The sequence below is a fragment of the Alloprevotella sp. oral taxon 473 str. F0040 genome (assembly GCF_000318095.2).
Lineage (GTDB): Bacteria > Bacteroidota > Bacteroidia > Bacteroidales > Bacteroidaceae > Alloprevotella.
In genome coordinates this window covers 307,875-322,630 of sequence record NZ_KB290714.1, presented here as the reverse complement: position 1 = coordinate 322,630, position 14,756 = coordinate 307,875, and the positions used below count along the sequence as shown (strand labels likewise).

Below are 14,756 nucleotides of genomic sequence, written 5' to 3'. Positions count from 1 at the left end.
ATTCATTTTAGATGGAGCGATGCACCATCCTAAGACTTTTAGCAGCTGGTTTGGGAAACAGATTCAATGCCAAAAATCTTCATATCGTTCTCTACATCTGTGATGCCAGCAATGCCAAAGTTTTCTACCAACACTTTCGCCACATTAGGAGAAAGGAAAGCAGGAAGCGTGGGACCCACGTGGATGTTCTTCACACCAAGATAGAGCAACGCAAGCAAAACGATGATTGCTTTCTGTTCATACCATGCGATATTATAAGCAATGGGTAAATCGTTCACACTTTCAAGGCCAAAGATGTCCTTCAATTTCAATGCAATGAGTGCGAGCGAATAGCTGTCATTGCACTGACCAGCATCGAGCACACGAGGAATGCCGTTGATGTCGCCTAACGCCAATTTGTTGTAGCGATATTTTGCACAACCAGAAGTCAAGATCACCGTGTCTTGTGGGAGTGCTTTCGCAAAATCACCATAATAGTCGCGACCTGCTTGACGACCATCACAACCGCTCATCACCACAAACTTCTTGATGGCTCCACTTTTCACAGCTTCCACCACCTTATCGGCAAGCGCAAACACTTGGTTATGACCAAAGCCACCAACAATTTTACCCGTTTCGAGGCGTTGAGGAGCAGGACAAGTCTTCGCCAAGGCTATGATTTCAGAGAAATCCTTGCGGCCGTCTGCATCAGCCACAATGTGTTTCCATCCTGGGAAGGCCGTAGCGTTGGTAGTAAAGACCTTGTCTTTGTAGGTGGCATTGGGAAGCGGAGGCACAATGCAGTTGGTGGTGAAGAGAATCGGACCATTAAAAGTCGTAAACTCTGCACGTTGTTGCCACCAAGCATTACCGTAGTTGCCCACAAAGTGCTTATATTTCTTGAACGCTGGATAGTAGTGAGCAGGAAGCATCTCGCCATGAGTGTAGATGTCTACGCCCTGCCCTTCCGATTGTTCGAGCAATTGTTCCAAATCTTTGAGATCATGACCACTGATCAAGATGCCAGGACGATTTTGCACATCGATTGACACCTCTGTCACCTCAGGATGTCCATAAGTGCCCGTGTTGGCACGGTCGAGCACATCCATAGCTTTCACGCCATATTCACCGGTACGCAAAGTGAGGTCGATGAGTGCAGCAACGTCAAGATTTCCCACTGTGAGCGCAGACAAAGCGTCACAAGTGAAATGATTGATGGTGAGGTCTTCATAGCCAAGGCGTTCTGCGTGTTCTACATAGGCAGCCATTCCCTTAAGACCATAGATGATCAATTCGGTGAGAGAACGCTTGTCTTCGTCAGTCTCTGCCAATACACCCACTTCGCCTGCTTTTGCATCAAAGTTGTCACGTACGTCACGCCAGGTGAGGGCATCAGTGGCGGGCAGTTCTACACCGATTTCTTGCAGACGTGCCACCAGTTGGTCACGCAGTTCTAGTCCGCGCTCCACGCGGGCAGCAATACTGTCATCATCAAAGTTAGCATTGGTGATGGTGCAGAACAAAGCATCTGTGTTGAAATGATACACCTCGGCAGGAATTGTCTCACCACGTTGGCGAAGCAGTGTTTCAGCTACACTAATACCGCGAACTACAAAAAGAAGAAGGTCTTGCAAACGGGCCGTAGAGGCTTCTTTGCCACATACTCCTTTAATCAAGCAACCTGTGTTGCGTGCCGTTTCTTGGCACTGAAAACAGAACATTCTAGGATCCATATTATGTCTATATTTGTTTATGTCGTTGCAAAGATACAAAGTGCTACAGGAGGAAAACGTAACATCAGTTACGGTTGCGCATGTTTATCCTGCAAAAATGAGTATGATCAAACGATTAGGGTATTAGAGCCTGCAAAGCCCTCCTTTTCATCTGTTAAGAAAGATTACATCACCCTCTCTCGCGTGCGCGCATGCGCACGCACCCTGCAACTTTGCACTTTTTGCTTTCACAACCTTCACAGATTTCTTTATAAGTGGCTATTAATCTGTTTATTACCACACGTTTTTAAACATATTTTCAGAATATCCAGGTTGAGCGACTGAAAAGAGGCAGAAAATAGGCGAAAAAGGGAGCTTGAACAAGCGAGAACGTCACCTGTCGTTTGGGGAGAGAAAAACGGAAATGTTGGAGTTTTTGAGAGAAAAGTCGGAGATGTGCGGGAAAACGTCGGAGAAAAGTGGAAAAAAGTCCGACATTTTAGACGACATCTCCTTGATTTCTAAGCAAAAAAGGGAGGAACAGATGGGACTAGTGTGAGGTTGTGAAAGCAAAAAGTGCAAAATCCCTGTAGTGCGTGTGCGTACGCGGGCGCGAGAGTCTCATTTCTACGCTGCACAAAGGTTTGCAACGAGTTGAGGTGGAAGTATTGCTCGAGAGGAGCGCAAAACATCGGCCAGCGCAAAGGAAAAGAGAAATTAACACTCATACAAAACAGCATCACTATACTGCATTCTGACATGTATAAATAGCAAAACAGAGGGTGTAAAAAATTTTTCTGCTGATTTCCATCGTTTTTTCTCTCTTTTGCCTAATATCTACCCATATAATAGATAGAGGGGGAGATTATAAGGCAGTATTGGAAAAATTACTTTCTACTAGGATTGCCTAGACAAATTAAAGGTGCACCCAATTGTGGGTGCACCTTCTTGAATTGTGTTTGCAAGAGACAAATGAATAGAATAGCTAGGTCATCTCGTGTTGGTTAATGGGCTGCGAAATCATCGCAGGATGTTTCCCTTGCATAAATGAGCAAGACAGGGAAACAACAAAGTCTTTAAGTTTAGTGATGCAAAGGTACGAAGTGTAACAATTGAAAAGCGTAACATTGGTTACGGGGCTAAAAAAAATGTGGCGATAAAAATGTCGGTTTCAACGCAAAACGGACATACCCATTGCTGGATATGTCCGTTGATCATTTCATCATTTTCTGTATCTCTAAAGAGACATCAGAATACTCAGGAATTACTGAGCCACTACACGTTGACCGTTTTGGATGTAGATTTGACCGCTTTCAGTCTTTTCTACGCGACGTCCAGAGAGGTCGAATGTGCCTTCTGCATTGGAGATTTGCACGTTAGTCTTCACGCCACCGATGTTGGTGATGGTTTCAACGCTGTTACGCACGAGCTTGAAGTTGTGGATGCAGAAAATCTTGTTGCCAATCATGTTGGCCACGATACCAAGTGCCACATCCGTGTCTTCAGTAAGGACAAAGTTGAGCGTGTTTTCAGCACCCATGTTGCCAGGCTTGAGCGGAGTGCTAGACAATGCTTGATCCAACTGGTTGGAGTCGGGCAACTTGTTGCCCAAAGCAGCAACGAGGAAGCAGTTTGCACTTTCGCCATGCTGACCGAAGGAAGTGGTGAGAGCATAAGCACCAGCCTTGAGGTGAAGCACTTGATACACCTTGTGGTCCTTCAAATTGGGGAATCCGTCCCAACCAGAAGTTACGGTGAAGGCACCGCCCTTAGCATTGTCGTAGTGCGCACCAGCTGTGATGTTACCTTCCTTAGAAGTGTTTTCTACAAGCCAATCAGCAAGTTCATACCAACGAGAGTTTGAACCATTGACTTTCTTGTTTGTATGCTTAAAGTAAGCACGATTGTTCTTGAGTTCGCTGCTTACGTCTTCCATCGTGTTATCGAAGTTCAAGCTGAAGACACCACGAGAGAGTGCCCAAGCATCACCTTCAGGGCCGAAGTTCTTGCGAACACCTTCGTAGCCGTTGCCAGATTGGTCTACCACGTTGCCAGAAGTTTGGTTGAAATTATAGTAGACTTTCAACTTATCTTCTGATTTCGCCTTGTTGAGCAGCTCTCCTTCGAGAGGTACATTGGCATACTTTTGGATAGTTGCAGGGGTGAGTACCTTCTCCCAGATGCGGAATTCGTCGATTTGACCGCTCATGTCGGCAGACTCATTACCGATGGTAAATCGAGAGAGGTTAGGCATTTGGCTACCAGAGATATTGCCTGAGCTTCCAACAAGCTCGCCATCGCAATAAACCTTGACGTTGCTGCCATTGCTTACGCTAACAGCATAGTGGTGCCATTCGCCAGACTTAACAACGCCTTCGCCAGTTTGAACCAGACGACCATTCTTATGGATTTGCAAGCGACCACGATAGTCTGCTTTGATTTGGAAAGTGGCATCTACATCACCTATACCGCAGCAGAAATCGGAGAGCTTAGCAGGATTCATCCACCAGTCGATGGTGAAGTTGTTGGTCTCCTTCGTAATGGGCTGTTGACTCAACTCTACACTTGCGCCGAGATGGTTGAACGAAAGACCATTCTTGGAGTCTGCATTCACCACAATCAAGCCACGTTTTTGAGTTGTTTCGCTCTTACCTACTTCGTTGCTGGCCTTGAGAGTTACATCGTAAACACCTGGCTGCTTTACTTCATAGGGGAGTGCGTTGTCCTTCTTGTCCTTGAGAGCTACCTGCTTCACAAGTACGTTCTTGCCACTATTGAAAATCCATTCGAGGGTGCTAGGACGGAACTTAGATTCGCTCGTCATCCAGCCCTTTTCGTTTTTAAGAACTACGGGGTTCTGGATACTAAATGCAGCTTCTGGAGCAACATTCACTACATTGATTGCTTGCTTACTGGTCTTTACTTCACCAGTAGAAGACGTTACGGTGAGGGTCACCTCGTGTTTGCCAGGAGTCTCATAAGAAGTACCTGCAGAAACTGCGTTAGAGGCTACAACACTACCCCCAGGCATGGCCCATGCATATTGGTATCCAGCCACGGGATTCACAGGATTGAAGCTCACTCGCTGACCAGCGGGTACTTCCTTGAGAGATGCAACGAAGTCAGCAGAACAAGGAGCTGGAGCTGTCACCATGATTTCCTTGGTCACTGTTCTTGTCTTATCCTTCTCTCCCTTCACTGTCAGTGTCACCTTATACTTACCTTCCTTGGGGAATACGAGAGTGAGTTCTGCACCAGCATACTTATCAACATTAGCATCGGGAGCACTCCACTCTAGCTGCTTAACGTGGTCTTGATAATTGGCCTTAAGCGTGAGAGGCTGACCAGCTTCAATGGTTCTTGCCCCTGAAATGGAAGTATTCGTAAAGCTATAACCTGAAGGCTCACCCAACTTCATGTCGGAATCTACTTGCTTGTAGCCAGAACCCGTGAGGGGGGCATGATATCCGCCCACACAGTCACGCAGATAAGGTTTACCATCAATTGTGATAATATCACCCTTATAATAAGCCAAGAGACCTTGTGGCATAAGTTCGCCACTAAACTCTTTGGTGTGGGCACCACTTAGCTCAGCATTGGTACGAGCTTTGTTCCAAATACGGATTTCATCATAGATGGCATCCTGACCATTATCGCCAGCAGCAAAAACAAGATTTCCAAAACCTCCAATACCACTATGACCACCAGAGGCAGGAGCCGAAGCCTGTGGTTTACCATCAACTAGAATACGGAAGTTGGATCGTTGTACGACCATGGCTATGTGGCTCCATTGGTTCACACGAAGTGCGCCAGAAGCGTTGGCACGTGCATTACCTGCTGCATCCCAACCTGCGGTGTAAGTGCCATCGGCATTAGCGTGACACATGAAGCTACCCCAACCAGGGCCACCTTGTTGGTTCCAGTTGGTCACAGAGTGAGGCTTCATCCAAAACTCAATGGTGCACTCGGGATATGTGTCTTTGAACACATCGGGAATGGTGAAACCTGCTTGCTTAAAGTCTACAGCCACATTCTTCTCTTGACGAGCTACAGAAGAAATGGCAGAGATCATAGATGTCTCATGTCCGCCTTCATATACAGCCTTTACAGCATAGCTACCAGCATCAGTGACAGGGTAAGAAAGCTCTTTTGTGGTGCCACGAAGCGCACCATTGACAAAGACTTTGTATTCTTTAATCTTGTGACCATTAGCTTGAGGTGCAGACCAAGTAAACTTGTTGTCACTCACAGCAGCATTGGTGGGAGCGAAGAATTGCTCACCATAGACAATCGTACTGTAAGTTGCAACCGTACCTTTGTTGATGTCTACACTGTTAGCTCCCTCCTTCTTTTCAAGCACGAAGGGAGTTTCTACACCTTCCTTGTCAAACTCATAGTCAAGAATGCTTACGTCATAGAGATGACCAGAACCTTTGGCCTTGCTAGAAATACCAGACTTCGTTTTGGAGTTGATGATGAAGAAGTATTTCAAAGGACGTGAACGGTCGAATCCTGCACTCAAATCGGTGAGGTCATAACCAAACTCCATGGGCTCGGTGTGCAACTGACCATCTGCCCAACGTCCCAACATAGGCATTTCGGGCAATTCCTTTTGGTCTTTCTCACCAGTGCCGATGTCTCCTCCGTGACCATCACCAGCCCAACGGAAGTGGTGAAGATCGATGATAGCATCGGGCTTCTTGGCATCAAGATTGGCAGAGACACCCACTTGCAAGAGAAGCTCAGAGCGACGTGAATAGTCCATCTTCACCTTAATGGTGCGGAATGGACGGTAGTCTTTGCGCACGTGGTAGATTTCTGGTTGCCAATATCCACCACTTTGGTGGCGCACTCCCTTAGCATCAGGCTGTGTATGGGCGGGGAAGGCATTGGCATAGGGACAATAGATGAGACCATTGTTAGCCCAAAGTCCCCATGAGTTGGCGATAATCCAAGCTCCTACTTCGTCTTTTTCCTTTTCACCATACTTACCATTGCCGTCGAGGTCAAATTCGATGCGATCGTCATAACCAACAAGCGTGAGGGCGTGGTCGACACCTACACCCCAGTATTTCACGTATTGTTGTCCCACAACACCAGCAGCTTGGTTAGCAGCAGTATTCGGAATGCGTTCTGGGGTCACAGCAGAAGCTACGCCAATACCTGCAATACCTCCGGCACGAAAGTCTGTATCACCATTGTGGTTCCACAACCAGTTTTTCATTTGTTCACGACCTTCCTCTGTACCTAAGTTGTTAGGAATGTGAGCCGGCTGATACATACGGTTGTGCATGGCTTCAAACCACTTCTCGTAGCCTGTCATCCAACCGAAGTCGTTGTTGGTTTCTTCTCTATAACCAAATAGAGCAGAGTTCATGCGTCCACCATAGGTTTTAGCAGAAGGCACACCTACAAATTGGACAAATTGGTCTTTACCGGAGTTACCATTGGTAAGCAACCAAACAAAGTGAGTGGGATATTGATTCTCAAACTTTGAAGCATCAGTGCCACGATAGGCGTTCAACTCGTAGGTGAACATATAACCAATACGGGATGCAGATCCGCAAGATCCTCCCTCTTGGTTAAACACGGGGGGGAAATACATATTGGCCGCATTGTTCACATAGGCAGGACGCTGGCTCACAGAGGGCGCGACTGCTCCCTTTACCTTGAGCGCACGACCATAGCGACGAAGCGAACGGTCGGGGCGAACAGTTGGATCGTAGTCTGGATATTTGCTACGATCGACAACGGGCTGAGCTTGCAAGGCAGCAGGAAAAACTACAGCCGCAAGCAAAGCAAGTTTGTAGACGCTTTTCATATAGGAATTGTGGTTTTGAAATGTGCAGGGAATAGAAGAAGATATACTATATCTAGATGCATGCGAATCCCTATTTCGCAAGAAATGTTTTAGAGTTGCAAGAAATCTCTTCAAAACAACGCTAATTGGCCACAAATTTACAGTAAAGATGGCAGAAAGGCAAGACTTCCAGCTCTTTTCTTCCTTTATGGTGCTATGTTTTAACAAATAACGAGTACAATGTGTATATTTTCTAGCTTTATATACGAGTTTTGCTAAGAGAAACTTACATTTATTCATTACTCAACAATCAAAACACGTCTAATAGCAACATATATATAGCAAAATAAGTAGATAAAACGAATGCTTGACTTGTAAGAAAACGCATCTATAAACACACGAGAATTGAACATTCAGCTATTCCTAACACAAATAGCCCTACCCTGCCGAACTACAGGATAGGACTGAAGATAAGTATCACGCACACATCGACTAAGTCTGGGATCTCATAAGATACCAACTGTCGTCAAAAAGAACTGCGAGAGCCATTATAGGCTCTCGCAGTGTGATTTATTCTGCTAAAAGACGGAATTCTGCAGCAGAACCGTAGTCTTGTCCGTTCAAGCTATTGAGGGCTTTGAAACGAATGTAGCGCGCTTTGACGGGCTGAGCAAACATAACTCGCTGGTCGGCTCTACTATTGGGGAAACTACCCTTTGCCACGGGTTCTCCCCAGTTATTGCCGTCTTCGCTGACATAGATTTCGTAGTCTTTGATGAGACCATTGTCACCTTTTTGACGAGGCACATAAACGAAACCTTTCATAGTCTTCACCGCAGAAGCATCAAAGTCCACCCAGTGGGGGAACTGAGCCACGGTGACAGAGTACATGGTGTGCCAGAAGGTGTCGGTGTCTTCGTCGACCATCAAATCAGCATCATAACTTCCTGTCTCTTGACTAGACACAAAAGCAACACTGAGGGGTACATCCTCTATCTTTGTGAAAGCTTGCTCCACAGAGAGTTTTGCATTATCCTTGAACCAAGCCTTGACAATACCACCATCGCGCAGATTGAAGGGAGCTTTGTACACTTGTGCCTTTCCACCATTGATGGTGTAGAGCACAGTGCGGTTAGTTTCAGGAGAATTGAGGCTTACTTCTCCAACTGTGCTGCGAGTCACACTGATGGGCTGTTGTCCCGCAGGCTTTACTTTAACAGCAGTGTTGAGATTGTCGTTCGTTACAGGACGCATGATAAACCCGAAACGGTAAGCATTACCATACACACAATCGGGAGCGAGAGGGCCACCTTGTCCACAGCTGTTACCACCGAGTCCGGCTACCTTCGTATCGAGATGCACATAAGTGCCATCGGAAGTTGGCAACTGATAAGGGTGAGCTGCTCCCATGAGTTGGAGATGACTCCAAGGCAGAGCTGAAGCACTCATGGTGCTATCTGCGACAAAGGCTACTCCTTGTCCTGCATCATTGGTTAGTGCGCACCAACGTACATCTTCGCGATTACCCATAGACTGGGGTTTGGGGAGCATGATGTCTTGTTCTCCTACGATACCTTCATGGCGTTCGATGAACTGTCCAGTCTTGCGGTCGGCATAGTTATTGACTGGGCCGCGACCATAATAAGTGAAGTGACGATAATCCTTAGGCATTTCAAAGGCATATCCCAAACGAGGTAATTTTACCTTTGGCATGTTGGAAGAGATGGCACTCTGAAGTTCTACGCTACCATCGGCATAGATGGTATAGATTTGATGCGTGGTAAATTTGAAGTCATTAGGTCCGAAAGGCTTAGACTTGTCATCTACAATCTTATACACCTCGTCCTTCTCACGGTCACGGTTGGAGTAGTGGTCTACACCTCCATAAGGTGCTTGACTCTCCACAGTGAAGATGAGTTGGATATTGCCTTCCTTAGTGACATTTTGTGCAAATGCCGTAGCCTTGTGCTTCAAGTTGTGGAGTCCGAGCTTAGGCCACTTAGCATCCATCCAGTTGTCGTTGTCGGTGCGAGCACGGAAGGCATCGAGACGAGGACCATGACCAGGTTGGATGACAGTTACCCCATTATAAGCTGCAGAATAAAGACCACCGGTGTTCTTATCAAAGGTGAGATCATAACCTTCTCCTTTAACACGGAGCAAATTGCCATCCACCACAGGTGCAGCCACACGACCCTTCGCCACACTAGCCATTGCAGGTTGTGCAGCAGCAGGTTTCACCGCGATTTGTTCCTCCATTTGCACATAGCCTTTCTCAGCCCATGGTTTCTTTTCAGCTTGGAGGAATTGCACTTTGAGGAAGTATTCCTTTGAAGGATCAAACTGGTAGCCCTTGAAGTTGAGCTGGTAGTTCTTACGTTCGCGAGCACCAAGTGTGAGACGCGTAGAAGAGAGAGGTTGGTTGGTGAGCTCCTCAACAGGTAGACCATCGGCATAGAGCGACCAACGAATATCGTAGCCAGAAAGGTCTGTGAAATAGTTTTTATTGAAGATTTCGATAATGCCTTCTTCGGGCTTTACGCCACGCACATCGACATTTTGATAAACCTTTTTGACTTCAAAGTACTGTCCCTTAGGAGTGAGGTCAGGACGCATCACACCATTCATGCAGAACATGCCATCATTGGGTTTGTCGCCAAAGTCACCACCATACGCCCAATAACGAGTGCCGTCGGGAGTGTAGTTGTACATGGCTTGGTCTACCCAGTCCCAGATGGCACCACCCATAAAATAGTTGGTGCTCTCCATCGCTTTCCAGTAGTCCACCAAGTTACCCACAGCATTACCCATGGAGTGCGCATATTCCGACACGTGGAAAGGATACTTGATACCCTTGTCAGTGCCTTGAACAGCGTAGTTCATCCAACCGATGGAAGGATATTGGTTAGAACCCATGTCAACGATGTCGTTGTTGCGTTCATATTGCACAGGACGGCTCGTGTCGAAAGCCTTGATGGCATTGTAGGCCTCCACAAAGTTATCTCCAGGACCTGCCTCGTTACCCAAACTCCAAATGCACACTGAAGGATGGTTCACTGTGGCGTGCACCATTTCGAGGTTGCGCGACACGTGGTGATCGCGGAATTCGGGGACGTGGCTCAAAGACTCCTTGCCATAATAGTACTGGTGACTCTCGATGTTGCATTCATCTTCGAGATAGATACCATACTTGTCGGCGAGATAATACCAATAGGGGTCGGTGCTATAGTGACTATTGCGCACGTGGTTGATGTTACCACGCTTCATCAGCATCACTTCCTTCTCCATTTGCTCACGAGTGATGGCATGACCACGCTCGGGGTTTGTTTCGTGACGGTTCACACCCTTCATCTTGATGGGCTTGCCATTGAGATAGTAGTAGCGACCTGCCTTGCCAAATTCGTCATCGTGAGCAGCAGTTTGCTTAATCTCAATCTTACGGAATCCGACAATCGTAGAGAAGGTTTCGAGCACTTGATTTTTGGCATCTACCAACTCACCCACGAGCACATATCTCCAAGGAGCTTCTGCACTCCACTTCTTTACCAGCGCACCAGCTTGGAATTTCACGGCAGCAGTGGCTTCACCCCCCTTGCGCACTGCCACTGGAGCTGTCTCGGCATTCACGCCAGCTACGGGAGTCGTGTTTTCTCCATAGAGTTCCTTCTCAAAGAGGCGATAGCGCACACGCAAGCCTTTGAGATTCTTCTTGGAGAGATTGCTTAAAGAGGCTTTGATGTCTAGAGAAGCATTCATGAGGTTTGCGTCGAAGTCGGGGATAGCCACGACGTCACGCACTTGCACTTTGGGCTTCGCCACCAAACCTACGTTGCGGAAGATACCAGGCAGGCGGAACATATCTTGGCTTTCCAAGAAGGAACCATCATTGTGGCGATAAACTTCGACTGCAATCACGTTCTCTCCCTTCACCAAATAAGGTGACACATCAAAGGAAGCCAAGTTGCGAGAGTTTTTAGAGAAACCCACATACTTGCCATTGATGTAGAGATAGAAGAAAGAATCTACGCCATCGAAATTGAGATATACTTCACGACCATCCCAATTTTGAGGAATCGTGAAGGTGCGGCGATACGAACCCACTTCATTGCGGTTCTTATAGGTGAGCCAATCCTTGCTGGGTTCACGCATCACGCCCTTTTTCCAGTCGCCCACAGCCACTTCGTGCTGGAAAATCACGCGCTGGTTGCTATAGATGGGCATGCCATACTTCTGCGCACCGTCTTTCTGAATACCTACGATGTTCCAGTTCATAGGCACTTGCACCTTGTCCCAACCACTCACATTGTAGGTGGGTTTGTAGAAGTCCATGGGACGTTCTTCAGGATTTCCCACCCAGTGGAAGCTCCATTCGCCATTTAGGCTTTGATAGAACGTAGAGGCTTCAGGGAGCACCTTGAGGGCTTCTTGCTCGTTAGCAAAAGAGAAGAACCAAGCGTGGGGACGCTCCTTATTGAGTGCCACCTGCGTGGGGCTTTGCCATTCTGTGCCGAGTGGAGTTTTCACCTTTAGATCATAGGCGAATCCTGGCATGTGGTCACTAGAAGCGGGTGCGGTTTGCGCGGATGCACCGAGGCTAAAAAGCAAACTGCAAGCTAAGAATAAAGACATACGTAAGGATGTTTGGGAGTGATGAGTATAGGGAGATGATGATGACAAGGATATATCAATAACAAAGGGCTAACAACCTCATTAAACCGAAGCTAATCATCACCACATTCTCAGCTACAAAGTTCGGAATAAAAAATGGATTTTCGTAGTTTTTCCACTTTATTTTTCATCTAGACTTTGCAAAACGATGGAATCTGCGCCAAAGGATAAAACCTGACACCAGAACAGTGAGTAAGAACACTCCAGAGAGGAAGACGAAAAGCTGAACAACGAGGTTTGGGAGGAAGGTGTAAATTCGACCTGTATGCGTTTCCAATGCGACTCGCCATAAAGATAAACGACCATCACGGACGACTGTCGGCATCTCGCTAAAATCAGCACGAAGATAGCTCACGGCATCTACAGAGCTTTCAGGAGCCTCAGGCTTTGAAGGCCGCCCGAGAGCATACTCCGCTCCACGATTGTAGTCGAACACGACGGGACGTTTTCCCAAATCAGTGCTGTATCCAGATACAGAATAAGTAAAATCTGGGATTCCTTGATGCTTCGGAGCGACATAGAGCTGCCCTGTGTAGAGATTAACGCTCTGCCCAGTGCGTGCATTCCAGCGATAGAGCCCACTGAACGATCCTGCAATCCAATGTTCCGCATCTTCCTGCAGAAGCACATTGGTGCCCATAAAGCCTACAGGAGGCTCATGCTCCAACTTAGTGGGAGCTACATGTAGATCTCTAGTCGTGAAGAAGCCAAATGGAGTCTGCAACAACCACCGATTGTGGTGACGGTCGTAGCGAATCATGCGCAGATTGTCCCACCATGGATTAGGGTTGTTCTCGTGAGTTAGAGCCAGAGGCTGATGTCGATGAGTGGCTATGGCTATCAAGAGCGGCGGACGGAGAAACATGCCCGTGAGGGTGAGCAGCAGCAGAAATCCGAGGAGATATACTCCCAATTTATTATGAAGCTGGAGAGAAGATCTGAAAATGCTACGCCAAGCACTCTTACCCTGTGGTTGGCGTTTGCGCTGTCTCTTTAAGAGCTTTGGAAAAAAGGCCAGCACGACCCCTGTGATGCAAAGCACGATGAGAATCACACCTAAAAAGTCTACAAAGTATTGCGCCCAAGCTCCAAAGAGCTCACCACTATGTAGCATCCACAGGGTGCGAAAAGTGAAGCGGCCGATTGTGCTGTTAGTGGGCTCTTTGAGCTGTATGCGCTCAAAGCGTTGATAAGGTGGCGTGGCAAGAAAAAGTTCAGAACGGCTTTGTAGCACCAAGGTGTCACCTTTGGTTGCTGCATCCGTCATTCGGTCTGCAGGTCTGAAACGCTCCGTCAGCCTTTGCCACGTTTGAGAGACATAATTCCACTGGTAAGCATCGAAGGTGGTGACAGCAAAGAGTTGCCCACTACGAGTGCGCACCACATTGGCCACAAGATGGTTGTCGGCTCCTGGGCGTAGTCCACGATCAAAGCGAGTAAAAGCTGTATGTGCAGAGTCGGTAAGCCAAAGACCATTCTCTCCATACAACAAGATGGAGTCGCTCGACATACGAAGCGTGCCCTTCACAGCGCCCAAGTTCCAATGTTGCATGCGATACTCTGGCGGTAGCACGGAGCGTGGCACATCCATTTCACTCAATGAGGCGCGATGATTGAGCACAATGCCCGATAAAGCAAAGACAATGAGGAAGAAGGTAAAAAAAAGTCCACCCCATTTATGTATCCAACGAAGCCTTCGGTTGCGGCGCCGTTGCGGAGCATTGCTTAGTCGTTGCGATTGCTTCGACTGCGGCAAAAAACGATGAAAGAAAGACATGAAGTTTAGTGTTGGAGGTAGCGTTTTTGTGTAGTAAAAAGGAAATCGGCTGCTGCCCTTCAAGATAGCGCCACAGAGTCTCGGACTCTTGATGCACCCCAACATGAAGGCATTCAGCAAAGCCACAGCAAAAATACCAAATATTCGCGATATGTTCGCGCTTCCACCCCACTTTTTAAACAGACTCCTCAACAAGCTCCAAATAGCAAAAGGAACACACATCAGAGACCACTTTCAAAATGTTAAAACATCTCTTCTCGCGCGCATACGCGTGCGCGCATTTCAGGGATTTTAGTCTTTTTACTTTCACAACCTTCACCGATTTCGCTGTAAAGCACTCAAAGACAACCTCTAACGCCCTTCTTTCGGACATATTTTAACACAACAGCCTCCGAAGAGCAAATAGGGCATCCTATAAGGATGAAAAAGAGCTCTGAAACTGGTATGATAGTATGCTGAGCAATCGGAAAAGGAGAGCAATCATCTAGTGATGAAATCCATGAAAAGGTAGCCATCTATCTTTGATTCTTGAATGAAGCTTTCTTCTCTGTTGAAGTTTGACGGACAACCATGGGAGTTAATCAACTAAACGTAGGAGATTTTCCCAAAAACATGGGAGATATTACAGAAAATCTCGGAGATTATCTTTCGCAGCATGGAGATAATCTATGAAAATCCCCTGCTTCTCTACCCTATTTGAAGGACAACATTAGAGTGCTAACGTACGATTCGAAAGCCCTCTCATGAACACTGTTCCTAATACCTATATAATCTACGAATAGTCAATAGAATAGTGACAATTCTGTGAAGGTTGTGAAAG

General features: G+C 47.0%; 4 protein-coding genes. All 4 read right to left on the bottom strand.

Annotated features, from left to right (window positions below):
• Nucleotides 1-38: 38 nt before the first annotated feature.
• The 4 genes from hcp to HMPREF9999_RS03765 all read right to left on the bottom strand — a co-directional run bounded on the left by hcp (nt 39) and on the right by HMPREF9999_RS03765 (nt 13,936).
• Entirely contained in the window at nt 39-1,712 is a 1,674-nt protein-coding gene (gene hcp, locus HMPREF9999_RS03785) for a hydroxylamine reductase (protein ID WP_009437064.1), read from the bottom strand.
• A gap of 1,243 nt (nt 1,713-2,955) precedes the next feature.
• Nucleotides 2,956-7,512, bottom strand: coding sequence for a LamG-like jellyroll fold domain-containing protein (locus HMPREF9999_RS03780; protein WP_009437061.1), 4,557 nt, complete (start codon nt 7,510-7,512; stop codon nt 2,956-2,958).
• 549 nt (nt 7,513-8,061) lie between these two features.
• Nucleotides 8,062-12,120, bottom strand: coding sequence for a glycoside hydrolase family 2 TIM barrel-domain containing protein (locus HMPREF9999_RS03770; RefSeq protein ID WP_044063040.1), 4,059 nt, complete (start codon nt 12,118-12,120; stop codon nt 8,062-8,064).
• Between the two features lie 166 nt (nt 12,121-12,286).
• The gene (locus tag HMPREF9999_RS03765) at nt 12,287-13,936 is read right to left on the bottom strand and encodes a PepSY domain-containing protein (protein WP_198144613.1); all 1,650 of its coding nucleotides are present in this window, start codon (nt 13,934-13,936) and stop codon (nt 12,287-12,289) included.
• Nucleotides 13,937-14,756: the final 820 nt, after the last annotated feature.

Coding starts and splice junctions, on each gene's coding strand:
- hcp (WP_009437064.1), bottom strand. CDS start 1,712: ATGGATCCTAGAATGTTCTGTTTTCAGTGCCAAGAAACGGCACGCAAC.
- HMPREF9999_RS03765 (WP_198144613.1), bottom strand. CDS start 13,936: ATGTCTTTCTTTCATCGTTTTTTGCCGCAGTCGAAGCAATCGCAACGA.
- HMPREF9999_RS03780 (WP_009437061.1), bottom strand. CDS start 7,512: ATGAAAAGCGTCTACAAACTTGCTTTGCTTGCGGCTGTAGTTTTTCCT.
- HMPREF9999_RS03770 (WP_044063040.1), bottom strand. CDS start 12,120: ATGTCTTTATTCTTAGCTTGCAGTTTGCTTTTTAGCCTCGGTGCATCC.